The 24,680-nt window shown below is 57.5% G+C and carries 21 protein-coding genes; 8 read left to right on the top strand and 13 right to left on the bottom strand.

Features of this window, described 5'->3' with window-relative positions:
• The first annotated feature begins 86 nt into the window (after positions 1 to 86).
• Complete coding sequence (locus tag LQK83_RS09475) at positions 87 to 347, top strand: DUF1344 domain-containing protein (protein ID WP_230837155.1); 261 nt, start codon at positions 87 to 89, stop codon at positions 345 to 347.
• 64 nt (positions 348 to 411) lie between these two features.
• On the opposite strand, the gene LQK83_RS09470 is transcribed toward LQK83_RS09475, so the two are convergent.
• Positions 412 to 1,980 (bottom strand): O-antigen ligase family protein, encoded by a 1,569-nt coding sequence (locus LQK83_RS09470; protein ID WP_230837154.1) that lies wholly within the window; start codon positions 1,978 to 1,980, stop codon positions 412 to 414.
• Between the two features lie 347 nt (positions 1,981 to 2,327).
• On the opposite strand from LQK83_RS09470, the gene LQK83_RS09465 reads away from it, so the two are divergent.
• The 6 genes from LQK83_RS09465 to LQK83_RS09440 all read left to right on the top strand — a co-directional run bounded on the left by LQK83_RS09465 (position 2,328) and on the right by LQK83_RS09440 (position 10,641).
• Positions 2,328 to 3,485: a polysaccharide biosynthesis/export family protein gene (locus LQK83_RS09465; protein ID WP_230837153.1), complete on the top strand. Its 1,158-nt coding sequence runs from the start codon at positions 2,328 to 2,330 to the stop codon at positions 3,483 to 3,485.
• A gap of 81 nt (positions 3,486 to 3,566) precedes the next feature.
• Positions 3,567 to 4,319 (top strand): hypothetical protein, encoded by a 753-nt coding sequence (locus LQK83_RS09460; protein ID WP_230837152.1) that lies wholly within the window; start codon positions 3,567 to 3,569, stop codon positions 4,317 to 4,319.
• A gap of 74 nt (positions 4,320 to 4,393) precedes the next feature.
• On the top strand, positions 4,394 to 6,676 hold the full coding sequence (locus LQK83_RS09455; RefSeq protein WP_442966728.1) for a polysaccharide biosynthesis tyrosine autokinase: 2,283 nt from the start codon (positions 4,394 to 4,396) through the stop codon (positions 6,674 to 6,676).
• 59 nt (positions 6,677 to 6,735) lie between these two features.
• Positions 6,736 to 7,275, top strand: a complete 540-nt coding sequence (locus LQK83_RS09450) for a hypothetical protein (RefSeq protein WP_230837150.1) — start codon at positions 6,736 to 6,738, stop codon at positions 7,273 to 7,275.
• Positions 7,276 to 7,635: 360 nt separating this feature from the next.
• Positions 7,636 to 9,252, top strand: coding sequence for a right-handed parallel beta-helix repeat-containing protein (locus tag LQK83_RS09445; protein ID WP_230837149.1), 1,617 nt, complete (start codon positions 7,636 to 7,638; stop codon positions 9,250 to 9,252).
• A gap of 111 nt (positions 9,253 to 9,363) precedes the next feature.
• Positions 9,364 to 10,641 (top strand): hypothetical protein, encoded by a 1,278-nt coding sequence (locus tag LQK83_RS09440; RefSeq protein ID WP_230837148.1) that lies wholly within the window; start codon positions 9,364 to 9,366, stop codon positions 10,639 to 10,641.
• A 103-nt stretch (positions 10,642 to 10,744) separates the two neighbouring features.
• Here LQK83_RS09440 and LQK83_RS09435 read toward each other — a convergent pair whose 3' ends face one another.
• The 10 genes from LQK83_RS09435 to LQK83_RS09390 all read right to left on the bottom strand — a co-directional run bounded on the left by LQK83_RS09435 (position 10,745) and on the right by LQK83_RS09390 (position 21,671).
• A complete protein-coding gene (locus LQK83_RS09435; RefSeq protein WP_330166274.1) occupies positions 10,745 to 11,161 on the bottom strand; it encodes a putative colanic acid biosynthesis acetyltransferase in 417 nt (138 codons plus the stop codon).
• Between the two features lie 143 nt (positions 11,162 to 11,304).
• Positions 11,305 to 12,465, bottom strand: a complete 1,161-nt coding sequence (locus LQK83_RS09430) for a glycosyltransferase (protein ID WP_230837146.1) — start codon at positions 12,463 to 12,465, stop codon at positions 11,305 to 11,307.
• The gene (locus LQK83_RS09425) at positions 12,462 to 13,577 is read right to left on the bottom strand and encodes a glycosyltransferase (protein ID WP_230837145.1); all 1,116 of its coding nucleotides are present in this window, start codon (positions 13,575 to 13,577) and stop codon (positions 12,462 to 12,464) included. Before LQK83_RS09425 ends, LQK83_RS09430 begins: the two co-directional genes overlap by 4 nt.
• Entirely contained in the window at positions 13,531 to 14,859 is a 1,329-nt protein-coding gene (locus LQK83_RS09420; RefSeq protein ID WP_230837144.1) for a hypothetical protein, read from the bottom strand. Before LQK83_RS09420 ends, LQK83_RS09425 begins: the two co-directional genes overlap by 47 nt.
• Positions 14,856 to 15,947: a glycosyltransferase family 4 protein gene (locus tag LQK83_RS09415; RefSeq protein WP_230837318.1), complete on the bottom strand. Its 1,092-nt coding sequence runs from the start codon at positions 15,945 to 15,947 to the stop codon at positions 14,856 to 14,858. Before LQK83_RS09415 ends, LQK83_RS09420 begins: the two co-directional genes overlap by 4 nt.
• A 10-nt stretch (positions 15,948 to 15,957) precedes the next feature.
• Positions 15,958 to 17,259: an oligosaccharide flippase family protein gene (locus LQK83_RS09410; RefSeq protein ID WP_230837143.1), complete on the bottom strand. Its 1,302-nt coding sequence runs from the start codon at positions 17,257 to 17,259 to the stop codon at positions 15,958 to 15,960.
• Complete coding sequence (locus LQK83_RS09405) at positions 17,256 to 18,263, bottom strand: hypothetical protein (RefSeq protein WP_230837142.1); 1,008 nt, start codon at positions 18,261 to 18,263, stop codon at positions 17,256 to 17,258. The genes LQK83_RS09410 and LQK83_RS09405 overlap by 4 nt, the downstream gene beginning before the upstream one ends.
• Positions 18,264 to 18,482: 219 nt before the next feature.
• Complete coding sequence (locus LQK83_RS09400) at positions 18,483 to 19,472, bottom strand: NAD-dependent epimerase/dehydratase family protein (protein ID WP_230837141.1); 990 nt, start codon at positions 19,470 to 19,472, stop codon at positions 18,483 to 18,485.
• Positions 19,473 to 19,496: 24 nt separating this feature from the next.
• The gene (locus tag LQK83_RS09395) at positions 19,497 to 20,732 is read right to left on the bottom strand and encodes a glycosyltransferase family 4 protein (RefSeq protein ID WP_269065418.1); all 1,236 of its coding nucleotides are present in this window, start codon (positions 20,730 to 20,732) and stop codon (positions 19,497 to 19,499) included.
• 387 nt (positions 20,733 to 21,119) lie between these two features.
• Positions 21,120 to 21,671 carry a transglutaminase-like cysteine peptidase gene (locus LQK83_RS09390; protein ID WP_230837139.1) on the bottom strand — a complete coding sequence of 184 codons (552 nt, stop codon included), beginning with the start codon at positions 21,669 to 21,671 and terminating at the stop codon, positions 21,120 to 21,122.
• 397 nt (positions 21,672 to 22,068) lie between these two features.
• Between LQK83_RS09390 and LQK83_RS09385 the strand changes: the two genes are divergently transcribed.
• Entirely contained in the window at positions 22,069 to 22,911 is an 843-nt protein-coding gene (locus LQK83_RS09385; protein ID WP_230837138.1) for a DUF6030 family protein, read from the top strand.
• Here the strand turns inward: LQK83_RS09385 and LQK83_RS09380 are convergent.
• Positions 22,899 to 23,474 carry a hypothetical protein gene (locus LQK83_RS09380; RefSeq protein WP_230837137.1) on the bottom strand — a complete coding sequence of 192 codons (576 nt, stop codon included), beginning with the start codon at positions 23,472 to 23,474 and terminating at the stop codon, positions 22,899 to 22,901. The genes LQK83_RS09385 and LQK83_RS09380 overlap by 13 nt on opposite strands.
• Positions 23,467 to 24,633, bottom strand: coding sequence for a nucleotide sugar dehydrogenase (locus tag LQK83_RS09375; RefSeq protein ID WP_230837136.1), 1,167 nt, complete (start codon positions 24,631 to 24,633; stop codon positions 23,467 to 23,469). Before LQK83_RS09375 ends, LQK83_RS09380 begins: the two co-directional genes overlap by 8 nt.
• Positions 24,634 to 24,680: the final 47 nt, after the last annotated feature.

Below are 24,680 nucleotides of genomic sequence, written 5' to 3'. Positions count from 1 at the left end.
TCCATGGAAAGAACACGATCACCCCTTACGCTCGGTTGCGTGGCGTATTACATCTTTGGCAAGACGACGAAGACGGAGGAATGACCATGTCGAACTATACCGGCCTTGGCGGAGCATTCATTCTTGCGACGGCCTTGGGCCTTCAGGCAGGCCTCGCCCAGGCGGAGGATGCGCATGGCAATGTGCGCTATGTTGGCGACGGCACCGTTATTCTCGGCGACGGCACCCGCTACAAGCTCCCCGAAGACGGCAACACGCCGCAACTGAAGGAGGGGCAGCACGTTACCATCGAGTTCAAGAAGGGCCATAACCGGAATGAAGTCACACGCATGCGTGTCGACGACTGAACCGCCCCGTAGTCATTCTTCTTCGGCGACATCTGGCGCGGGGACGGCTTCGGCGCGCTTATGCTCACATTCTCGATGTTGCGGAAGTAAGCCGCGTGGGCGTTACTGCCGGAGCCTGCTTTGCTCTGTCCCCTCCGGCGCCAGAGGGCCTGCTCCGGTTGAGCGAAATGATCGATGCAGCAGCCATGATCGCCGCAAAGAAGACAGCGACGCCGGGGATCTGGATGGAAAAATCCACGGTGCTGTGAAGCATGAACAACATGAGTACCGCCCACCCCGTCGCCGACGCCCAGCGCATGGACTTGCGTTTCCTCAAGCCCGTCAGGAATGCGAGGGAAAGGCCAAGAACCACGACAAGCAGCAGCAACACGAAGATTACGCCAAGATCGATCCACCCTTCCAGATAAAGGGAATGCGCGCGGTCCCACAAGGCGTCGCCGCAGGCGGGGTTCTGATAGCGCGGGAAGACCTCGCGGAAACTGCCCAAACCTGTGCCCAGCAGCCAGTTGTCCTGCAGCAGCCTGATGATTGTCGGATAGGCGCAGAAGCGGCCGTCTTCCAGGCCCTGAGCATCGGCGCGCAGCAGGACGCGCCCCCCGAGAAAGACAAAAACGAAAGCAAGTGAAACGCTTGCCGCAAGAGCAGTCCCCAAGACAGCCATTTTCGGCCCACGCGGACCGAGACGTCGCGAACGCTGCTCGATACGCGCATAACCATCAAAGACAAAGAAGACGACGAGACCGAGAAGCGCCAGAAAGGTGGAGGCCGTGCCCGCCCGCGACTTCGTCAGGAGGAGCGCAACCAGCACGATGACGAAAAGAGCGCCATGTAGAAGCGAATAACCAGTGACCCGGAAATGCCGCCGGGCATAGACCGCGGCTCCGCCCCAGCCGTTTCTCGGCGCGAGAGGCAATAAAGAGTCATAGAGCAGCCCCGCATTCAGCAACAGCGTGCCCCCCAGATAGGTGGCGATCGAGTTGCGATTGACGAGAACGGCAGTCAGGTCCTGAAGGTAATACTCCTTCTTGCGGAACATCAGGTATTGCGGAAACAGCTCCAGCTGCACGATCCCGTAAATCGCCACAAGGCCGCCGGACACGGCCAGAAACCGCAAAAGCATCGTCGCGGTCCTGTCCGATGAAAACAGAAGGACGGCAGTCAGAAAAATCGCGAAGGGAAGCAATACCGGAACGATCGCCGCGATCGTGTCGGCCGGGACGACGGAGATGGAGCCGGGACCCAGACCTAAAACCTCGGCTGTCGCGCGCCAGACCGGATTTGCAAGCACATTCCCCTGAAAGCCGAAGGACTGAAACAGCGACCAGAATGCGATCAGCGAAGCCGCCCCGGCCCCGACCCGGAAAACCCAGCCATGTCGGTCAGCAGGCGCGACCACAAGCGCAACCAGAGCGGCAAGCGTAAAGATCGGAATAGCGATCAGATAGAGCGGCAGAGCCCTGACCGAACCCTCAGGCAGAAGAATAAATACAGTCGCGCAACAGAACAACAATCGCAGCATGTTCGCAATCGCCGGGTGGCGCTCCAGAAACGATAAAGGAGCATCTGCTTTCATGGTGAAAAAGCCATTTCGTAAAACTGGTGCCATAACAGCAAATAGGTCAGGCCGGCGCAACAGCGAGCATCATTCCGGCCTGCCCGAAAGGGCGAACGCGGCACCTTACGATGCCCGACAAGTTCAGGGCGCTTCGTCTGGCGGACGATGCGGGGGCCCTCCCCGCTTAATATTTCATCAAATTGTTCCCGGATGCCCGATTGCTAGTCACAAAATTTTCACAACCGTTGCAAAAAAACAACACTAAAACTGTCTTGACGCGTTTTTCATGGTTAACGATCTATCTAACGTTGCGCCGCGGCAGGAACTCTATTACCGATTCCTGCTAATATATTTCATATAGTTTATTTTTTGAGGCGCGAATGTTTTACGGTAAAGGGACAAGGGGCGTCCTGGCAATCGGTTTCATGTTGACAACAGCTGGCTGCACAGCTCTGCCGAGTTCGGGCCCATCGCGACAGGATGTCGCCTCCAACGCAACTGTGAAGAACAATCTGGATGAGAAAAAGTCTCGCTTCCAGTATGCTCTTCTGGACGTGAACAGCAGCGTCCTGCCATACTTCGATTATTCCGTGTACGACTCTCTCTTCAAGGGTTTCGGCATGGGCAATTCAAAGCCTTCCACCGATCTCGGTGCCGGCGACGTGATCCAGATTACCATTTTCGAGGCACAGGCCGGCGGTCTGTTCATCCCTGCTGGCGCAACGACGACGCAGGGTAATTTCGTTACACTGCCTAAACAGACGATCGACGGCAAAGGCGAGGTCATCGTGCCGTATGCCGGCCCGGTCAAGGTGACCGGCCGTTCGGTGGCCGCGGTTCAGGCTGAAATTGCAAAGAAGCTTTCCAACCGGGCTATCGAGCCGCAGGTGGTGATCACGACTGTTTCAAGCGCTTCGCAGAATCTCTCGATTCTGGGCGACGTGAATCAGCCCGCTCAGATGGCCGTGTCAACCGGCGACCGCGTGCTCGACATCATATCGAAGGCAGGCGGGCTTTCGGCACCAAGCATCGAATCCTACGTGACGCTGGAACGCAATGGCAAGAAGGCCACGGCGCTGTTCAAATCGGTAGTTTCGAGCCCCAGGGAAAACATTTTTGTTCATCCGAACGACACGATCTATGTCGAGCGCGAACGGCGGACCTACCTGGCTTTCGGCGCGACGGGAGCAAGCGGTCAGTACAACTTCGAAGAAGCAAACCTGACCCTTGGCCAGGCCCTTGCGAAGGCAGGCGGACTGCTCGATGGTCGCGCGGATCCTTCACAGGTCCTTCTGTATCGCGAAGTGCCCCGAAAGACACTTGTCGAGCTTGGGCTGGACGTCTCGCGTTTCAGCGGCGACATGATCCAGACGGTCTTCAAGGCCAACCTGCGTGATCCCTCGATGCTGTTTGCGGTTCAGAAATTCAAGATGCGCGACCGCGACATCATCTACGTGACCAACTCGGACTCCGTCGAGATCACGAAATTTATGAACCTCGTAAACGGCGTGTCCGATACGCATTCCAACGTCGTGGGCGATCTGGTAACGACAAAGAATGCGGCGAAGGCGCTCGGGCAGTAATTTAAGGCGGGCGCCCGAATGCTTGCGGGAGCCTGCCTCTTAAGATAAAATTAAACAAGCTTTAGAAAAGGGTTTGTTAAGATGTATTTCAAAACTCGTAATAAGCTTGCCGCAACGCTGATATGCGGCATCGTTATTTCCTCTGCTACAACTTTTGCATCGGCGCAGCAGGCGACCGGAACCACCGGCACACAGCAGCCAGCCGGTACGACCACGCAGCCGAGCCAGCCGGCTCAGCTGACAAAAGAACAATTGGCTCAATACACCGACAACCCGGCCAAGCTGCTGACCGATTTCAGCAGCAACCCGGAGGCGCTGGCAAGCGCCATCACCCAGTTGGCGACATCCGGCACAGCCGGTGCGAATGCTGCGACCGCAGCCCTCCAGCTCGCAGCATCGTCGGGCAACAAGGACGTCGCGCAGGCGGTTTCCAAGGGTCTGGGTGTGGCCGTCAGCCAGCTCTCGCAGACGGGCAATGTCGCCCTTGCAAACTCGATCCAGAGTTCGGTGGCTGCTATTTCCTCGACGACGAGCAACAAGGAAGTGGCCAACGCCCTGAACTCCTCTTTTTCTTCGGGCCAGGGTGGTGTGGCAACTGCCGCCGTGGGCGCGGGTGGAGCGGCCGATACCGGGACAGCAGCGACGGGCTCGGCAGGCACGGGAACCGGAGCGGGCGCCGGCGGAAGCGGCGGAACGGGGGTCACCGGGGCCTCAAACGGCTTCAGCACGAATAGTGCCGCTAACGGAAATGCTGCAGCCTCTTCGAGCAATGCCGGAAGCGGAACGTCCTTCGGCGGAACCGGCTCTGCATCGGTGTCGGCCAGCCCGTCCTGATTTTTGATTGGAGCGAGGCGGTCTCCTGCCTTTTCCATGCGTTTTTCTTCAATTTCTGAGCGCCAAGGAACAGCGTGTTGAATTCCTTGAATATTCACCCTCAGTTGAAGGGGGATGACGCTTTATTTCATGACGAAGCGGTGATTGACTTCGACCGTCTTCTCGCCATAGCCCGGCGCCAGTGGCGAATTGTGGTTTTCGCTGTGGTCGGCGCCCTGGCTCTGGGCGTGGCCTATATTTTTTCGGCGGTCCCCCAGTACACGTCTTCGATCGAACTGTTGATCGACGCGAATAACAAGAAGATTGTGGATCAGCTTTCGCTTGTATCGGGCGTAGCGGACGATGAGGCATCGATCCTCAGCCAGGTGGAACTGCTGAAATCCGATCGCATCGCGCAGGCCGTCGTCGACAAACTCAATCTGGCGGACAACAAAACCTTCATAAACGGACGTGCAAGCGGCCTGGGGCTGGTTTTAGGCGCCATTCGCAATGTGGTTGATTTCCGAAGCTGGTTCGCATCGGGACACGATGCGGACGACAAGACAAGGCTCACCCGCCAGGCGGTGGTCAAGCTTGTCGATAATGTGGAAGTCTCGCGCGTCGGTCGCACCTATGTCCTAAGCATTTCCTACACCTCCCCGGACCCCAATCTGGCGGCCACGATCGCCAGGCAATACGGGGAGGCTTATCTGGATGATCAACTGAACTCGAAATACGAGGCAACACGGCGCGCCGGCGACTGGCTTCAGCAACGCATCGCAGAACTCAAGCAAAAATCGCTGGATACCGACCTTGCAGTCCAGAAATTCAAGCAGGACAAGCAGCTGATTTCGACGGAAGGGTCGCTGCTGAGTGATCAGCAGCTGTCGCAGCTCAATGCCCAGCTCATCATCGCTCAATCCAATCTGGCAACGGCTGATGCGAAATATTCGAGCATCAAGTCGATCATCGATTCCGGCGATATCAATTCCGCCGTCACCGACTCGCTCGCCAACCAGGTGATCAATTCGCTTCGGGGCAAGTTTGTGGAGGCGTCGAAGCTGGAGTCCGACATTTCCAGGCGACTTGGCCCTGACCATATCCGCGCCCAGCAATTGCGCGCCGACATGAAGGAATATCAGAATCTGATCTTTTCCGAGCTTGGCCGGATTGCCCAGAGCTATCAGGTAGAGGCCCAGGTTGCACAGGATCGCGTGACGGCGCTGAATCAACAGGTGACGGCCGCCACTCATGTTTCGATCGCGGCCAATGATGCCCAGGTGCAACTGCGCGAGCTGGAACGCGAATCCGAAACCTACAAGAACCTCTATCAGAACTTCCTGCAGAAATACCAGGAGTCTGTGCAGCAACAGTCGTTTCCGGTTACCGAGGCGCGCGTGATCAGCCCCGCCGTGGTCGCGAACGCGCCCTCCAAGCCGCGCAAGCAACTCGTTCTCTTCGCCAGCGCGTTTCTGGGTCTTCTGCTTGGTGCCGGTTTCGGCGCCTTCAGGGAATATCGCGATCGCTTCTTCCGTATCCCCGAACAGGTTCGTGAGGAACTCGACCTTGAGCCGCTCGGCATGGTGCCGAAAGTGGCCTCGGTCGCAATCGAGGCGGCAAACGAGGCTGATGAGAGCCGTCATCCGCGGGCAATCGTTAAATCCACGTCCGTAGCCAACTATGTCGTCGCCAATCCCCTGTCGTCCTTCGCCGAGACGCTCCGAAGCGCCAAGATTGCAATAGACCTGCAAACCTCCGGCAAGAAGACCAAGATCATCGGCATCGTTTCGATCCTGCCCGGAGAGGGGAAATCGACGCTATCGGTCAACTTTGCAGAGCTTCTTGCCAGCCAGGGCGCCAAGACCCTGCTCATCGATGGCGACCTTCGCAACCCTGGTGCAACGAAGCAGCTCGGACGCAACGCCACCGAGGGCATTCTGGAAGTGGTGCGCGGAGGCGCATCTCTGCCGGGCGCGCTTCTCTTCAACCGTGAGACCAAGCTCGCCTTTCTGCCGGCCGTTGTGAAGCACCGTGTTCCCTACTCTTCCGAAATCCTCGGATCTTCAGGCATGGACGATCTGCTGAGGCAAGCGTCCGACAATTTCGACTATATCATCGTTGACCTGCCGCCGCTTGGCCCTGTGGTGGACGCCAAGGCCATATCGCAGAAGGTTGATTGTTTCCTGCTGGTGATCGAATGGGGAATGACGTCCCGCAAGGCCGTCCGCACCGAACTTTCCAAGAATGGCGCCATCGCCGCCAAGTGCGCCGGAGCGCTTCTGAACAAGGTCGATTCCGCGAAGTCGAAGCTTTATGAAACCTACGGATCCTCGGAATACTATTCCTACCGCTACAAGTCTTATTATCACGAAAGCTGACGGTTCGACAAAGGGGGCTGTGCGAGATGACGACGCGGCTTTTCTCCGCAGTGCTCTGGATGGCCGCAGCCTCGATTTCGCTGTTCATCACGCTCGGAAATGTGGCCCTTGTCAAATTCTCGCAAGAAGCGGAACAGTCGCTCGCTGAGGCCGATTTGCAGCGGGACATCTTCGCCTCGGATTCATTTGCCTCCGGCCCGACACGCTGGCACTCCCATTGCCTGAGCGAGGGACTTCGATCTCAGAAGGACCTGCGCCTCAGACAGCTTGATCTGCTCTATGGACATGAGAGCCTGCAGCAGACACAGCGGCGGCTTCAGGAGGATCATGATTTCCTGTTGAATTACCTGCGTTGCAACCCGAGCGACGCAAACGCATGGCTCGGCGCGGCGATGATCATGAAAACAATGAACAACGACGCCGATGTCACCATGAAATATCTGACATTTTCAAAATTCTACGCGCCGGGAGATGCTTCAATCGCACGAACCAGGCTGGAAATCCTGAAAACTGTCTCGCCGCGTCTGAAAGCTGAATATCAAGATCTCTTCCTGGAAAATCCGGCTTCCGATACGCAGTCAGCGCAGCCCGGGGGTTGAGCACATCCAGCGAAAGTCGCGGGCAGCAACGCCCGCGTCATTCCGTTGACAACCGCTCGACCAATCGGCGTCACATGCTCCGGCAAACGTTCACTTTGCAAAGAGGTGCCTGACATGATGTTCATATCCCCTCCTCCCGCATCTGCTGATCGGCGGCCGCAAGAGAAGACGCGGCGCAGGATAAAAGCCGCCGGTGCATGGATGGTCCTCGCGCTCTGCCTGAGCGCCGGGTCAAGCCCCGCAGCGGATGGCGAGACGGAACCGGCGCCGAATTCCCAGCCGAGACTTTCCTGCCGTTTCTCCGGAGAACCCATAAACCTCGCCTGTCTTCATCGAAACGGGGCGGTACCGGTCAAAGGCGTGCGCGTTCTTTCCGCCAAGGGCGTCGAATTTCCCGCCAACCTGCAGGTTTTTGAACTGGATCTGGCAAAGGTGCCGGGCTCCCGCGGGTTCGCCATCACCCGCCGCGGCGGCTATGTCGAAAATGAAGGTTCAACCTTCGAACTGTTTCAGGGCGACACACGCTTTCAGCCTGCCCGGTGGCCTTCAGAAGGTTTTTCGCATGACATAAGGCCGGGCCCCGACAAAAACAGCGTCGTTCTTCCGCAAGCCGTTTTTGAACGCTTCGCCCATGAGCCAGACCTCTGGCTGGGCGCATATTGGGGGGCGGATTGGGCCTTTGAAGCCTCGCGAGTGACCGCAGCGACGCCAGATCAACAGAAGCTCACATTCGAGCCGTTGAAGCAGCCTCTTGAATTGCGCCCAAGCTTTCCCTTTTTTGTCTTCAATGCGCTCACGGCAATCGCCAGACCGGGCGACTACGTGTTCGACGAGACGTCGCGAAAGGTTTACGCGGCGGCGATCAACGGTGCTGATACGTTCGAGATCGCGACCGAAAAGACGCTCCTCGAGATCAACGGCGCGCATGATCTGAAGTTGAGCGGGCTGAAGCTCCAAAAGGCCCTCAGCACCGCGCTGATCATACGGAATAGCGAAAACGTCACTATTGATGGCTGCGACATTCGCCATATGGGCGGCCGCGCCATTGTCGTAGACGGCGGCAGGAATGTCGTCATAACCCATTGCAACATTACCGACATTGCGGAAACGGCGGTGGAGATGAGGGGCGGCGACAGAACTACGCTGACGCCGGCGGGACATGCGCTTCGCGACAGCCAGATCAGCGGCTTTGGCCTGGACGCCAGGGTCTACCGGCCGGCGGTCAAGATATCCGGCGTGGGCCTGACCATCGAAAACAATCTCCTGAAGGACAGCCCTCACTCCGCCATCATCGTTCAGGGCAACAACCACCTGATTTCGGGAAACGAGATCAGGAATGTCGTGACCGAAGCGGACGACGCCGGCGCCATCTATATGGGCCGCGACTGGACCGAACGGGGCACCATCATCCGGGACAACTGGTTCCATGACATCGGCATGGCAGACGCGCCGGATGCAGATCTTTCGCTCGGCAGAAAGCTGGTATCCGGCATCTATCTAGACGATCAGGAAAGCGGTTTCATCATCGAAAACAACGTTTTCGACAAAGTCAGCAGGCCGGTTTTCATCCATGGAGGCCGGGACAACAAGATCAACGACAATGTCTTCATGCGGTGCGTCGAGAGCGCGATCTTCGTGGTTCGCCGCGGCGAAGGGATGACCGGCGGAACGTTGCAGCAGCGACTGGAAGCGATGCCCTACGACAAGGGCGTGTGGGCAACCCAATATCCCGAACTCCAGAAGCTCGCAAACGACCATCCGGAAGAGCCGCTGCACAATTCCGAGGCCCGCAACCTCACGATCGGGTGCCCGCTCCTGAATCGCGCGGCCCTGGCGATACCGGATCTCTGGCCCGACATCGGCAAGACAAGCCGTGTGATCGACGCATTTCCGCCCGCAGGGCAGACCACCGAAGACGTCCTGAAAACCTATGGGCTGGGATGCCATCAGTTTCCGGCGCTCTGTCGCTGGAAGTAGCAAGATCAAGCCTGCCTTCAGGTCGGGAAACTTTTTCGACCAACATGGTCCACACGGAGCAGCCCAATGATAGGATATAATTCCTATTTTCTTACCAGAAGGATGCTCCTGATGTATGGCTTCAGTCTCGGCGTTTCTGCTGTGCGCGCCGCTGCTATCAAAAATACCATGTCGCCTCCGGTCGTTGCCTGGGGCGACAGCCTGACGGCGGGAGGCTATCCGGCCATTGCCGGGGGGCTTTTTTCGCCGCAACGTTCGATCGTCAACCGCGGCCTGGGTGGACAGGGTTCCTTTTCCATCGCCGCGCGTCAAGGCGGGCGTCCGCTTCTGGTCACCGTGAGCGGCAATATCATCCCTTCGCGGGCGGATACCGTCTGGTCCTGGAATTTCGACGGCTCGCTCCAGGGCTGGGGCGGGCAAGCCTCACTCGGCAACGGCAAGCTCGTCGTCAGTCCCAACAGTGCTCCCAACGGTGCCAACGTGGCGCTTGGTCAGACCGTCCCGAATGGCCGGCAGTTCACCGTGGAATTTGACATCGAGATTCCTGCAGGCCTTCAGGTGCAGGTCGGAGGTTTGAGTGACGGTTACTGGGCCTCGAACAACGGTGCCGGCGTCAACGGTTTCAAGATGAATGCGTCCGGCCACTACAAGACTACGCTTTATGTGGGCAGTTCAGGCGGCAGCCCTTCGACCATGAACGCGCTCGCCTTCCTGATGGTTGGGGGAACGGCGGCTCCCTTCACGGTAGACAACATCGTGATGAAGCTTGCCCCGGCGACCGCCGATTTCACCGTAGCGGTGACCTCGAAGAACAACAATATCCTGACGTCAGGCGGCTCTTTCACCGGGAATGCCACCGGCACGCTCGCGGGCGTCCATGGAAATCTCACGACAGATTCAAACGGCAACTGGACCTTCATCCGCGACAGCGAGGGGCCGGCGGTTTCCTGCCCGGAGAACTCGCTTTTCACGCTGGATGAGCCGGCCTTTTTCAGGAACCATACGGCCTGGATCTGGGCGGGTAATAACGGGGTCTCTACAGCCTCGGACGCCGCGGCCACGAAGGCGGATATCGCCGCGATGATCGATTTCATGGGGCATAAGCGATTTCTTGTTCTCAGCGTCCTGGCTAGCACCGATGCCAATGCCGCCCGCGTTGCGGTGCTGCAACAAATGAACCGCGATCTGGCGGACATCTACGGCCACCGCTTCGTCGATGTCTACAGCGCCCTTCTCTCGGCAGGAAACGGCTCGGCAGAAGACAATGCGGACATTGCGGCAGGCTACACGCCGCGCTCGCTGCGAACGGACACGATCCATCTCACGACAGCGGGGAGCACGGTCGTTGCGCGCAAGGTCTTCGAGCAAATGATGCGTGAAGGCTGGTAAGCGGCATGCAGGTCTGAAGGAAAGCCGCCGGCACAGGGTTCCAGCGCGAGCCGGGAAGGCCGGAAACAGCAACGCTGGCGCTGCGGAGCTGGTCAGATCGGGATCATTCGTAGCGCTGGCGGTCGCGGATCTTGCGGGCCGGATTACCGGCCCATATTTCCCAGTCAGGAATGGTCTTCACCGCAACACCCCGCGCGCCGACAATAGCCCCCTCTCCCACATGCACCCCCGGACCGACAAATGCTTCCGCAGCAATCCAGGCATGCGCGCCGATCGTGATCGGCTTCGGCTGAAGCTGGAAATGCCTGTCATCGGGATCATGCGTGCCTCCGCATAGATGTGTGCGTTGCGAGACGATGGCGTAATCCCCGATCACGACGCGGTCCATGCAGTAGCAGATCACCCCCGGCCCCATGACCGCATGCGCGCCCATGGCCAGATTGGGCGGATACCAGACAATGGTCGTGGGATAGACCCGCGCGGTCTTGCTGATCTGTGCGCCGAAAGTGCGCAGCAGCATCCGCCTCCAGCCATGAAAAGGGATGGGTGACCATCGGCCCAAAACGCCCCAGACAATCCCCCAGGCCAGACGCAACAGCCTGTGGTCGAGCGAAAAGCTCGGCCCCCCTTCCCGCGGATTCGATTGTTTGGCGTCAAGAAGGGTCATGGCGATACACTCGCATTGTCATACATCCGCAGCAGAGCGTCACGGACGCTTTCCTCCGAATATTTTTCTTGCAGCAACAGAAGCCCGTTGCGCTGGAGCGTTGTGCGCCTTTCGCCTGACAGGCCAGCCGCCTGAAGAAGCGAGGCCGCAATCGCCACTCGATCCGGTCCGGTCCTGATCGCCGCATCTCTCGTGAAGCCTTCCGGCAGATTGCATTCGTCGGTCATCAGCACTGGCACCAGAGCCGACCACGCCTCCAGAACGGACATCGGCAGGCCTTCGCTTTTCGAAGGCAAAATGAAGAAGGACGCGCATGAGAGACTGCGCTGCTTGCCGGCGCCATATTGCGGGCCAGCAAAAACAGCATTGCCGAAACGCGCATTCAATGCCTTTACCTGATCTTCGAAACCCGGAAGACCGTCGATCCAGCCGCAAAAAACAAGTAGCGACCGATCCCGGAAATCCGGGTTTGAGGCACAGACATCCTCCCATGCGCGACACAATTCGAGACAGCCCTTCTTCTCGTGGATCCGCCCAAGGAACAGAAAGACGTCCCTTCCCTCGTCCTCGTCCCGCCACCAGGACGGCCGATGATCGTCGCGAGAAAACACCGCCACATAGTTCGGGACGACATCCACCGACTGTCCTGTTCGCCGGAAGTCCTTCACGTCTTCGATTTCACGCATGGTCAGAACCTGGAAGGCCGACGCGCGCCGGAGAAACCGGTTCTGGTAAAGGTTGGAGACCAACCACTTGAGCCTTGGTGAGCGCGCCCTGATCCACTTTTCCAGCATGCCATGCGGCGTGACGACATAACGCCCGCCGGTCACCAGCGACCAGAGATAGACGGCCAGACATTGAAATTGCCATACCCCATGAACATGAACGAGAACGGGGCGTTCGCGCAGCAACGCCAGCAGCATGCCGGGAGCAAAGGAAAAGCTTCGCGGCCCAAAGGTCCGGAACGCCCGCACCGGAATGCCACGCCATGCGGCAAGATCACGGTCGAAATGCTCGTCATGAAAGGTCAAGACAGACACGACCGCTTCCGGCCGGGCGGCAAGAGCAAGCGCCTGAAGCCGCGCAGCCTCCGAAACACCACCGCCGACGCGCGAAATGGAGGGCAGACAAAAGAGGATTGTCCGCGGCATGGTCATTCGGCAGGCACCAGCGTCCGAACCGCTTCTGCAAAGCGCGCGACATCGCCGTTTTCAGCATGGGCCAAGGCAGAGACACACATGCGGTGCCAGAGCGTCTCGTCTCGATCGATCAAACCCATGAAAAAGGCGAGCCCTTGCGGATTGTCGGGCTCGAAGACGAAACCGTTGACGCCGCTTCTGACATGCCGATCCCGCGCGCCGCAATTTTCGGAGAGAAGCACGGGAAGACCGAGTGCCTGCGCCTCGATGACCACATTACCGAACTGCTCCTCGATGCTGGGAAGAATCAGGGCAATCGATGTCCCGAGCGTCCGGGCAATCCCGTCGCGCTGCAGAAAACCATGGAACACGACCTTGTCGGAAATGCCGAGTTCCTGCGCCTTCCGGCGCAGCGGGGGCTCCAGCTCACCCGAACCACAAAGATGAAGCCGGCGCGGCTGCAGTGCGTCGCGGCAATAGATGGCATAGGCATCAAGCGCCATCGCGAGGTTCTTCTTCGGCACGAAGCGAGCCACGATCGTGAAATGCCGCTCTGCAAAAGCCGCACCGTCGGGCGCAGGCACCGTGCCGGAAAGGCTCCGCATCCGCTCCAGCGAAAGCGTGTTGTACGGCGCCGCGATCCTGCGCGGATTTACCCCGAGAAAGCGCATATAATCGGAAGATCGCGCCTCATTCGACAAGCCCCCCACGTAAGGAATGCAAAACAGGCTCTTGCCGACTTCGCGCCAGAGAAAGCGGGCATAGTCATCATACTTGGAGTCCGCCATCGTATAGACCTGCTTGCCCATAAGCCGCAGGACGATAGCCGCAAGAAGAATGTATTTCTCATTGTAATTGCACAGAAAAATGTCTTTCGCCTTCAGGGCGAGGCAGCACCTGACGATCGCCGCAGCCACCTTCAAAGGCGAATGCCGAACCTCATAACCCTGAAACAGCGTAATCTTTTCGAATTCGGTGTTATGGTCGTTGTCCCAGGCATAGGTATCGCTCTTGCCGAAAAGCTCGACGCCGATAATCCGGACCTTTCCAACATAGATTTTCTCGACCGCGCGGATGCGATCATCATGCATGGGACCGTAATTGTCCCAGATGAAGGCGATGGCGTTCATTATTCCTGATCATCCCCAAGTTGCCGAAATGAGCCAGCGGGCGCACTGACGTGACTGCCGCAAGCGCAAAACCAAAGTAAAAAGCCATGTCAATAACTGTAAACATCGCTCCCGACGTAAAATAATAACCGGTCAGAACTGCAGAAATTAATATTCTGACGACAGAATCCCTAATTCCGTTTTTGATACAGACAACCAGAATCTTGAAATACATGAAGAGCATCAAAGGCGCGGACAGGAGCAACCCAAACGACATGGACATAAAGAGAAACCCGCCGTCTCGTGTTGGGGAACTCGCATCAAATGAGATTCTTTCCGTTCCCCATACGGAATGGATCGAATAGTCTGATCGATTGTAAAATCCGTTCGGCAGGATGAAGTCCAGAAATCTGGAAAATATGAAATTGTTCATGTCGATTCTCGGATCAAGTTTTCCATCCACGTTGCCGTCTTTATACTCTCCATACTGTTCTTCAAACTTATAGATTAGCTGATGATATCGGCTTTCGTCTTGCATGATCCACTGATAGGCTCCGGCTACAAAAACCGGAGTTCCAAAAATGAAGACAACAGAAACGGTGGCGACCTGAGCAAGACGTGAAACTGAGAACACCAGTCTACCAGATTTTATGCGGATCACATCCAAGGCGGTAGAGAACACCATCATAAGCGCTAAGACTGCCGAGTAACCTATATAGGCGCGAAAACCGCTATGGACGGAAATTATAAACATAAAGACCATCCAGATTAATTTCTGAAATACAGAACCGCGAAACGTCAGGAACACTGAGATGACAACGATTGCAAATAGAGAATAGGGCCGCTTCGGTTCCGCACTCAAAAAAGCGACATTATATAAAAACGAGAAAATTATAGTGAATGTAGCTAAAGCGAATATTACAGATAGTGTTTTTTTTCCACCCGATCTCGAGTACACGCGAAAGACCGAAAAGCCGATGCAGCACGCCATGAAACTACGCGAAATCCCGTAGGCTTCGGCAGGACTTACATCATTATTCACGAAGCCCAGAAATGCAGCGATGAAAACGAAACCGAAACCGAGCAAAACGTAGGGTGTACGGACGACGGCGAGAACCTTTTTGCCGAGCCCTGGGTAGATTGCTGTCGAAACGAGGTAAATGAAAATAACGCCAAGCTCTGGATAGTAGTTGCCACCGAAGACAAGAATAAGATTCGATCCGGCCGGGCTCAGAAGCAGAAGCGAAGCCAACATACATAGGGCGATTTCGTTCCACTTGAGTTCCGGGGCCAGGTTCCTCATGCATGAACCGCCTTGGAAGACAGGTTGAGGTAGCAGCCAGCGGTTTCGGCCAGCTCATACCGGGCCAAGGGCCTGAGATATCTGGCGACGGGAAACTGTTCCGCAATTTCCCGAAGAGAGACTTCACTCCTCCCATCGACCTGATAAACCCCCTCCATACTCTTGAAATCAGCAAAGGCCGGTATGTCCGACAAGACGACCGGAATGCCGCTTGCGAGAGCTTCTATCACGGCAATGCTATGCGCCTCAGCCAGAGAAGGCATGAGATAGAGATCAGCGGCGGCGAGCAGTTCGGGCACGTCGGCTCGACTGCCCAGAAACTTCACCTTTGTCGAAAGTCCATTTTCGGCGACCATCTGGCGAAGTTTTGTCTCGTATTGCGGCTCCTCCGTCAGCCCGGCGAGCCACAGTTCGGCGTTATTCATCTTCAGATAGTCAGCAAGGGCCCGAATGGAGAGGTCCTGCTGCTTGACGACAGACAGGCGTCCGACCTGCAGAATGATACGCGTTTCTGGAGCAATGCCGAACGCAGCGCGGGCTGCCATCCGGTCCACGGCCCGGAACCGCACCACATCAATGCCATTCGGCACGATCTCGACGGGAACGCTGTCCCCGAAGCGGCGCCGGTAATTCTGCGCCCCGAGTTTGGAGACTGCGACGACCTGATCCGAACGCCAGCGCAACGCGAACTCAAGAGAGGTCATGTATGCACCTTCAAAGTCGTCATTGCTCGCCGAATGCAGAACCGTGACGAATTTGGGCTTCCGACCGGCAAGCGGAAGCGCCAACCGTCCGTAAATCGATGGCAAGACAGAATGCCCGAAAACGGCATCAGGTTGAAAGTCCTCAAAAACCTTCCGGAAGTGATTGATCCGCTTTATCTTTTTCAACAGCACGTTTGGAAAATACTGTTTCGTGCCGGTTTCCTGGAGGCGCTGACTGTCCGCGCCAAACTCCTGCGCCATGGGTCCGAAGGACGCAACCGCGCATTCAATACCTTGCCTCGAATGGATGAGACAAAGATCCCGGACCAGGATCTCTGCCCCGGAATGCCGGGGCGTGTGGATGAGATGAAGGATTTTCGTCATGATCAAGCCCTCATCCCGCCTGCGCATTTGGATGAAGCAGGAGCTTCTCATTGAGAAGCTTGATAAGCCAACCGCAGATGGCGAGGGTGGCACTTGCGATCAACACGACCCCGCTGCCATCGAACAGCAATCCCGCAGGTGCCCCCAGGATGGCGAGGATCAGAATCCCGAGCCCGGCCGTAACCATGTTGTTTTTCATCTTGCCGGACGCCATGCCCAGCTGATAGGCGGGCGCGCCGTAGGCGTTGACAAGAAATCCGAGGCAAAGGAGCAGCGCGTAAACAACATACGCCGCTTCGAAATGACCGATCCAGAGGATCGATATCAGCGGCGACGCGGTCAGCACGGCGACGAAAAGCAGGGCGGTCAGTCGAATGTTCCGTCTCGACAACGTCTCGTACAGGATATTGGCCTCCCGAAGGTCTCGCGACATCAGCGTCGTAAGTGCCGGCAGTGTTGCACCGAGAGCGGAAGCGACCAGGTTTCTGGTCAGGGCAATGGTCTTGAATGCCAGCTCATAAAGGCCGAGAACATGCAACCCGCCGAAGTGCCCGACCATGATTTTGGACAAGGGCTCGAAGAGCCCGTTGGCCACATTCGCCACCTGCGCCTTCACACTGAAGCCCAGCATTTCGACAAAAGCGGCTTTCGAAAAATCGAGGGGAATGATGCTCGCCAAGGCCAGCTTGCGGCGAACGATCAGCCACGCCACCACCGTGCTCAACCCGTATTGAAGCACCTGAGCCCAAGCCAGCCCGCTCAACCCGATTTTCGGAACGAGCAGAGCGACCAGAACAATCTGAACCAGATTGCCAGCCACGGACAGCTGCGAATTGAGATAGCCGAGATGCAAGCCCTGCAGCGAGCCGAGCAGGATTCCGCTGATATTCATGAGCACGAAGCCGGCCATCATGACAGGAAGCACCAGCGATGCTTCCGCGAGAAAACGCGGCTCCACCAGATCGACAAGCTTGAAGTTCAAAAGGGCATATCCGGCGACACCCAGCACAATATAAAAGGCCGTATTGGAGATAAGTCCGGTCTCCAGATAGGCGCGTAACCGCCGCTGGTCCTGATCGTGATCGCACAAGGCGATGAAGCGAAGAGACGCATTGGCCATGCCGACATCGCCCAAGCGGATCATGTTGGTCCAGGCATAAAGCGTCGACCAGAGGCCAAGCATTTCCAGCCCGCTTTGCTTGATCACCAGCCGGTAACTGAGGAAGACGAGGCCGATATTGATGCCGAAAGCGGCGACCGCAAAGACCACATTTTTCCGAACATTCAGGCTGGCAATATCCAAAGCGCTCATGCCTGCAACTCCGCCCCCAGGGCCGCCGCGAGCTTCTGCGCGCTCACGGCCCTGAAATGTTTGGCAAGGGCCGCTCCCCGTGTTGCGTCACGCTCAGGAAGCCCCTCCGCCAGCTTTGCCTCGACAGTTTCCGCGGTGGCTGCGATATGCGGCGCTCCAGTCTCGACGCAAAGCCGGTGCGAAAGCGATCCTTCCCGAACGATAGCCGGAAGCCCGAATTGTATCGCCCGCCCCAGAATGCCGGAGGCCTGATCGTAGGCCTTGTCATAAAGGCACCAGGCAGCGCTGCTGACGGAATAAATCTGAAAGAGTTCGGCATCGCTGATCTGCCTGTTCAGGCCCATGCAGCCTTTGGCGGCGAGCGCATCGGCCAGGTCCCGCAGCACGGGCGTCACCGTGCCCCCATATGCAAAGAAATAACGATCCCGCAGCTCCGCACTCTGGCTCCATGTCCGCGCAAAGACATCGAACCCCTTGTTCTGGTCCTGTATTCCCAGGGCGCAGATCACCGGCCTGCCCTTTGCCAAGGCCACGATCTCGGATGCGACCGCGCCTTCGGGCTGCGGCAGAAGATCTGTCTTTCCGGCTTCGCTCAGATCCCACAATTGCAGGTCATAGATCCAGTCGTCCGCAATCGTTGCGAACTCTGCCGCAATGGAGAAAGGCACGATCGTCAGGACCTTGATCGAACCGATATGCTTCATCAGCTTCAGCACCGTCCGCTTGATCCTGTGCCGCATGCCGGCACCGTGAACCGCCGGGCCCGGCCGGAACAGCAGGCCCACGGTTCGCCTGCCCAGAAGCGCGCGCCAGAAGCCAAGCAGTACGAAGAAGCCGAAAGACTCTTCAATCATGAGGAAAAACACGGGTTCTCGCGACCACAGAAGCCGTTTCGCGCCGACCCGTCTTGCCTGAAACAGAGTGCCCACGAAGTCGATATAGGATCGCCGATGGCCACCCTCGCTGCGACTGAACGTCAGAATTGTGTTCTTTCCGTCGGACACGATCATCCTCGAGGGCAAATGGACACGCATAACGTTTGGAGACGACGGGTTCGTTCGCCCTCCCGCAGAAGACCCATCCGGCTGTTTCTCCGGATGGGTAGAGGCTTGAAGGCGCAGGACAGAGCGCCTTCAGATGCCTGGATCAGTTCGGGACTGGCCCCAACCGGTCGTATTGGCCGCCCCGGACCCTGTCCGGTTGCGGCCTTGTTCAAGCTGCCTTCAGGAGGCCAGAGCTCCGCTATTGGACCGGCACTGGCGCTCGATCCACTCGTAGGTCTGCTCAAGACCGATGCGCAGCGATTGCGACGGCTTCCAGCCCAGCTTTTCCTCGATAAGGCGATTGTCGGAATTTCGGCCGCGTACACCCGTCGGACCCGGGATGTGCTTCTTTACGATCTTCTTGCCGGCAATTTCGGCGACGATTTCGACGAGCTGATTGATCGTCACCATCTCCTCGGAGCCGATGTTCACCGGGCCCTCGAATCCGGAGCGCGTCAGGCGCAACACGCCTTCCACGCATTCATCGACAAAGAGGAACGAACGCGTCTGCAGCCCGTCGCCCCAGATCTCGATCTCGGAACCGGAGCTGGCCATCGCCACCTTGCGGCAAATGGCAGCTGGAGCCTTTTCCTTGCCGCCCTGCCAGGTCCCTTCGGGGCCGAAAATATTGTGGAAGCGCGCAACCCGGTTCTGCATGCCGTAATTGCGGTTATAGGCCAGGAACAGTCTCTCAGAGAACAGCTTTTCCCAGCCATATTCGCTGTCCGGCGCAGCCGGATAGGCAGAAGCCTCGGAGCAGATCGGATTGTCCGGGTCTTCCTGGTTATAGGCCGGATACATGCAGGCCGACGAGGAGTAGAACACCTTCTTGATGTTTCTCTTGTGGGCCGCTTCCGCAACGTTCAGGTTGATCGTCGCCGAATTGTGCATGATGTCGGCGTCATGTTCGCCGGTAAAGATATAGCCGGCCCCGCCCATGTCGGCCGCCAGCTGATAGACCTCGTCGAACCGGCGATCGATGATGCCGCGAACCGTCGACTGGTCGCGAAGATCGCCGATGACAAAGTCGTCGGCAGCAGTTTCGGAGAATTCATTGAATTTGAGGTCGACGCCCCGCACCCAATAACCTTCCCTCTTCAGCCTTTTCACTAAATGGCCACCGATAAAGCCGCCGGCTCCAAGTACCAGAGCCGTCTTTTCCTGTGTCATCCTATTACTCCTATCAATTGAAAGTCACACTGCAGCGGAGACGGTGTCTGCCGGTATTCCGACCCGTCCCCGCTTGGCCATCGCCCTGATCGATATGCCCTCGAAACGGTCACCGAGACCCCTGATGTCAAACTTGTTCTCGGCATAGCTTCGCGCATTGGCGCCAAGTTGCTCACGCAGCGCTGAATCTGCCAGCAATTTCTTTGCATAGTCCACGAAAACTTCCGCGTCAGCCGGCGGCGCGACAAGTCCCGCGGTTTCGCGAGCCAGAATCCGCGCGGCAAGGTTTTCCGGCGGGATCGACGCCAGTATAGCGCGCCCCACCGACATATAGGTGAGCACCTTCGACGGAACCGAGTAGATGCCCGCATCAGGCTCGATGATCGCAACCGCAATGTCGGCGCTGGCGAGCATTGCCGGCAGGTCCTCGAACGATACCCAGGGATGGACCTTCAGGTTCGAAAGACCTCTTTTCCCCGCCTCCAGCCTCAACCAATCGGCAGCAGCTCCCTCGGAAAACACGTTGACTTCACCATCTGTTTCAAGCGCCAGCCGAAGAAGCAGGTCCGGGTTATGTTTGTATCCCAAGGTCCCCGAGTAGACGATGTTTCCGGTTTTGGAAAGCCCGACTTTCCGCGACCAGGCATTGTCTTTCGGCAAAAGAGGCATGTCTTCAAGCGGTGCCCAGTTCTCGATCACGGTCACCGCGCCCGCATCGACGCCGTAGCCCCTTAGAAGCGTCTCGAAGTCGCTTGAAATGCAGATCACATGCGCGCTGCGGCTGAGAAGCGTCCGCTCAAGACGAAGATAATAAGCCGCAACCAAGGCACCCACGAAATGCAGCTTGCGGGTCAATATCTTTCTGATCGCCTCTCCGTAAAGATCCTGAACCCAGAAGACGAAGGCCGCATCCTTGGCCGCTCTCGCAGCTTTCTGTATGAGGCGCTGCGCATCAAGCGGCGAATTCGAAGAAAAGACGACATCGGGCTGGAAGGCCGAGATGATATCGGCAACCCGCTTCCCGTAGCGGATTTCCTGGGATCGTCGTTGAACGAAGGTGTTTTTCCGAAACGGCTCGCCAAGCGACACACCGGTAATCGTTAATGTAGAGGGGTCGTCCGCGCGAAGTGACAATGCGCCTTTCGGGGTCTGGAAATCAGCGAAATAGACATGCTGCACAACATGTCCGCGTCGCGCCAGCTCGCGGCTCAACTGTATCTGAAACGGATGTCCGGAATAATCATGAACAACTATTCGCATCTACAAATCTTACTAAGGAAAGCAATCGAAAACGGAATTTAAAACCAACGAGACGCCACGATAAAACCGAAGCGTATTTCAAGAGGACTACTAGACCAAATCCGTGACAAGAAAAAACCTCACACGGAGCCATATCGAGCGGGACGAAATGAGAATGTCCCGAATGCATATTTCAATCGTAAGGGTCTGATCGCCTTAGAAGCGTTGTGCAACCTATGTCCCAATAAGACAACTCTTACAATATAAAATGATGCAATGCAACATTTCAGGAAATTTTAATAAGTCAAAAACTTTAGAACGAAATTTGCAAGCCGCGCGACCGGAGGGAACAACACTCAGACGCGAGACTGCTTCACAAGATGGCATGAGCCTGTCTGGACTGTCAGGCTATTGGATCGCATACCACACGCGTGGCTTGTCCGAAGCCTCCACCGAGACGAAGCGCAGACCCGACTTGTTCCAGGCGACGATCCGGTCGGTCAGATTATCCAGCACCAGATCGCCTTCGGTCGTTCGAACGATGACGACGAGGTGGCCGATGCCCGAGCGCGTATAGGCGACGGCGAGGCGGAGGCTTGCGGACGGCCAGCCGGCGCGGACGAGTTCATGCCGCTTCGTGACCGCGTAATCATGACAATTGCCGCGTTCCGGATTGATCACCCAGGTCTCCGGGCCATCGGGCATTTCCGGCTCGATGGCCGCATTCACCCGCCGGTTCACGCTCTTGAGCAGATTGAGCTTGGCCGCGCTCAGTTCCACTGTGGATTCACCGGAGCCATCCCGGCATTCCGCAGGCGAGGCAAGGCAGAAGCGGACATGCGCGAAGGGCGCAACTGTCTCGCGTCCCTGCTGGAGAAATGCAGCATTGGCCGCATTCTTGAGCGGGCGCACGAGCCCGGCCGGGCCGGCAGCGGCTTGGCTGCCGAGGGCTGCCATCATCAAAACAAGGCCGGCAAATTTTATTTTTCTTGTAATCCCGAACATCTCGATTGAATCCCGTTGGAAACAAGCGGAAGATAGCGCGGGTGAGTTGCATTCAACTTTTGAAATCCGGTTGCATTTTAACGAACGTGCTTTTTTGAGACACTCCTCGCTGCAAAAACCCTATCAGGACGGCAGGAATTGCTTTCGGTGGATAATGGCTGCAAAGTCCAGGGACGCATCGCAAGGTTGAATTTGCCCTTGAAATCGCCCATTGCAGATCTAGACTGCACTGAGATCGCGAACCGGCTTTTCGTCGGCGGACTGGACGCTCGGTCGCTGAACCGCCGGATGTTGGTACAGTTCCACTTGCCTTCTCTTGAAGACTGGCGATTGCGAGACGTGAGCAAGCGGCATGCGCCCGGACGAAAAACGCCATGATGACAACCGGCAATCTGCAACAACCGGCGTGGCCATCTTCGCCGTCATCATCGTGTTCCTGTTCTGCGCCATCGGAAGCGCCCTTTTCTCGGCCTATCACAGAGATACAATCGACGCCGCGCTGACATTCTGGAATTCGCTCCATCCGGTAGAACCGCCGAAGCCGCAGCCGCAGCCGTTGCGGCGAACGCAGAGGCTGCCCCCTGGAAAGAGACCGCTGGTGCTGACCGCTGCGCTTGCGAATCCCAAGGTGACATTTGTCGAGGCAAACTTCAGCCGCGCCGAGAACTTTGCAACCACCGACTTCTGCGCGCTGTTGCAAAAGCCCCTGCCGGAGCTGTCGCTGAAATGGGATGTCAATCCGCTTTTTCCCGACACAAGCAACTGCGCCGGCAATCTTCAGACCGCAGCCGGCGGCGATGACGCAGAGCACAATTCCTTCTTCGTCCAGACGACACGCAACGCGCTGTCGGCATCGACCATGGTCCGGCTCAAGCTTGTCTATCTGCCGGAAAGCACGGAGGCGTCCTATAGACGGGACTTCGAACGGGCGGCAAAAGTCCTCTTCGATTATCTTTTACCCGACAGGGCCGGCGCCCTGTCCGCCGATGTCGAAAAGCTTCGCCCCTTCGATGTCCGGCTTCGCGACATCCAGATCAAGCTGTTTGAGGAAAAGCTCATGCCGGGCGCGTTCAATCTGACGATCGAGCCCATCTGCGGCAAGGACCGCTGCCCCACGACACGCGCTTCCTACAAGCTCAATCAGCCTGCCGCCACAGCCTCCGGAGCAGCGCCCGCACCATCTCAGCAGGAGTGAGCAGCACCTGCGCAGACGGCATCCTTCCACACACCGGCGCGCTGCGCCTTCGCACGCGACACGGCTGCCTCTAGATCGCCGTCACCACCTGCGGGGAAGGCAAAGCCCTGCGCCACGATTTCAAAGGGAATACGCATCTGCGTTGTGCGACAACCGGAAAGCATGACGAGGGTCACGCTGCGTTCCACCTTGCAGACCAGTGTTCGCCCCCTGAAAAGATTGCTTACGAAGACGGAAGCCTGAGTGCCGCAGGGCCAGCGCGCACCCGTTTCAGACGTGCAAAGTCTGCCGGGAGCAATCCCCTTCAGCCCTGCCAGCGCATATTCCACCCCTGCAGCAGCAAACCGGGCGCTGTCGCGCATGTCGATGCGCGTGGGAAAGCTGATGCTTTCCCCTCCCTCGAGACCGAGAACCAGATTCGGCAGACGCTGGAAATCCTGCTGTGAAGGATCCACGCGCACCGGCTTGTTGGTCCAGATCGTGTCCTGAGCGAAGGCCGGGCAGCAGAAGGTGAAGGTTACGGCAAGAAAGACGAGGGCTCGAAAAACGGCCCTCTCAGTCACTGCCGAAAATATCGCGCGTATAGACCTTGTCGGCCACATCGGAAAGTTCCTTCGCCATGCGGTTCGAAAGGATCACATCGCACTTCGCCTTGAAGACCTCGAGATCCTTGTAGACCTTGAAGTCAGCAAAGCTTTCCTCGGAAATGGTCGGCTCATAGACAATAACGGGGACGCCTTTCGCCTTGATGCGCCACATGATGCCCTGAATGCTCGACGAACGGAAATTGTCCGATCCGGCCTTCATGATGAGGCGATAGACACCGACGACGGAAGGCTTTCTGCGCAGGATCTCCTCGGCGACGAAATCCTTCCGTGTCAGATTGGAGGTCACGATGGCGTTGATCAGGTTCTGCGGCACATCCTGGTAATTGGCGAGCAATTGGCGCGTGTCCTTGGGCAGGCAATAGCCGCCATAGCCGAAGGACGGGTTATTGTAATGCGATCCGATACGGGGATCGAGCCCGACACCCTCGATAATCTGGCGCGTATTGAGACCGTGTGTCGCGGCGAATGTGTCGAGTTCGTTAAAATAGGCAACGCGCATGGCAAGGTATGTGTTGGCGAAGAGCTTGATGGCCTCCGCCTCCGTCGAGTCGGTCAGCAACACGGCGACGTCCTGCTTGTGGGCACACATCCGCAATGTCTCGGCGAAGGCACGGGCGCGCTCGGAACGCTCCCCCACCACGATGCGCGACGGGTGCAGGTTATCGTGAAGCGCCCTGCCCTCGCGCAGAAACTCGGGCGAAAAGATCAGCTTGTCGCATGAAAACTCGCTCCGGATCCGCGCCGTATAGCCGACAGGAACCGTCGACTTGATCACCATGACCGCGTCCGGATTGACGGCCGTGACATCGCGGATGACACTTTCGATCGACGCCGTATTGAAATGGTTGGTGACAGGATCATAATCCGTCGGCGTCGCGATGATCACGAAACTTGCGCCTTCATAGGCTTCCTGCTTCGAAAGCGTCGCCTTCAGCTGTAACGGTTTGCTTGAAAGAAAACTTTCAAGCTCCGCGTCCGAAAACGGGCTCTTGCGGCTGTTGATGAGGTCGACACGCTCAGGAACGATATCGAGAGCCACAACATCGTGGCGCTGCGCCAGAAGTACGGCATTGGAAAGCCCGACATACCCTGTACCGACAACCGCAATCTTCATCAAACATCCGTTTCTGAGACCTGGCACCGCCGGGCCATCGTTCATCA

Source organism: Rhizobium sp. C1, from assembly GCF_021026335.1.
Lineage (GTDB): Bacteria > Pseudomonadota > Alphaproteobacteria > Rhizobiales > Rhizobiaceae > Ensifer_A.
Note: the sequence above shows the minus strand (reverse complement) of the source record. Positions and strands in the feature narration are given on the sequence as shown.

Excerpts from the sequence above, each read along its gene's own strand:
- LQK83_RS09475 (WP_230837155.1), top strand. The coding sequence starts at position 87 with ATGTCGAACTATACCGGCCTTGGCGGAGCATTCATTCTTGCGACGGCC.
- LQK83_RS09465 (WP_230837153.1), top strand. The coding sequence starts at position 2,328 with ATGTTGACAACAGCTGGCTGCACAGCTCTGCCGAGTTCGGGCCCATCG.
- LQK83_RS09460 (WP_230837152.1), top strand. The coding sequence starts at position 3,567 with ATGTATTTCAAAACTCGTAATAAGCTTGCCGCAACGCTGATATGCGGC.
- LQK83_RS09450 (WP_230837150.1), top strand. The coding sequence starts at position 6,736 with ATGGCCGCAGCCTCGATTTCGCTGTTCATCACGCTCGGAAATGTGGCC.
- LQK83_RS09440 (WP_230837148.1), top strand. The coding sequence starts at position 9,364 with ATGTATGGCTTCAGTCTCGGCGTTTCTGCTGTGCGCGCCGCTGCTATC.
- LQK83_RS09435 (WP_330166274.1), bottom strand. The coding sequence starts at position 11,161 with ATGCTGCTGCGCACTTTCGGCGCACAGATCAGCAAGACCGCGCGGGTC.
- LQK83_RS09430 (WP_230837146.1), bottom strand. The coding sequence starts at position 12,465 with ATGACCATGCCGCGGACAATCCTCTTTTGTCTGCCCTCCATTTCGCGC.
- LQK83_RS09425 (WP_230837145.1), bottom strand. The coding sequence starts at position 13,577 with ATGAACGCCATCGCCTTCATCTGGGACAATTACGGTCCCATGCATGAT.
- LQK83_RS09420 (WP_230837144.1), bottom strand. The coding sequence starts at position 14,859 with ATGAGGAACCTGGCCCCGGAACTCAAGTGGAACGAAATCGCCCTATGT.
- LQK83_RS09415 (WP_230837318.1), bottom strand. The coding sequence starts at position 15,947 with ATGACGAAAATCCTTCATCTCATCCACACGCCCCGGCATTCCGGGGCA.
- LQK83_RS09410 (WP_230837143.1), bottom strand. The coding sequence starts at position 17,259 with ATGAGCGCTTTGGATATTGCCAGCCTGAATGTTCGGAAAAATGTGGTC.
- LQK83_RS09400 (WP_230837141.1), bottom strand. The coding sequence starts at position 19,472 with ATGACACAGGAAAAGACGGCTCTGGTACTTGGAGCCGGCGGCTTTATC.
- LQK83_RS09395 (WP_269065418.1), bottom strand. The coding sequence starts at position 20,732 with ATGCGAATAGTTGTTCATGATTATTCCGGACATCCGTTTCAGATACAG.
- LQK83_RS09390 (WP_230837139.1), bottom strand. The coding sequence starts at position 21,671 with ATGATGGCAGCCCTCGGCAGCCAAGCCGCTGCCGGCCCGGCCGGGCTC.
- LQK83_RS09385 (WP_230837138.1), top strand. The coding sequence starts at position 22,069 with ATGCGCCCGGACGAAAAACGCCATGATGACAACCGGCAATCTGCAACA.
- LQK83_RS09375 (WP_230837136.1), bottom strand. The coding sequence starts at position 24,633 with ATGAAGATTGCGGTTGTCGGTACAGGGTATGTCGGGCTTTCCAATGCC.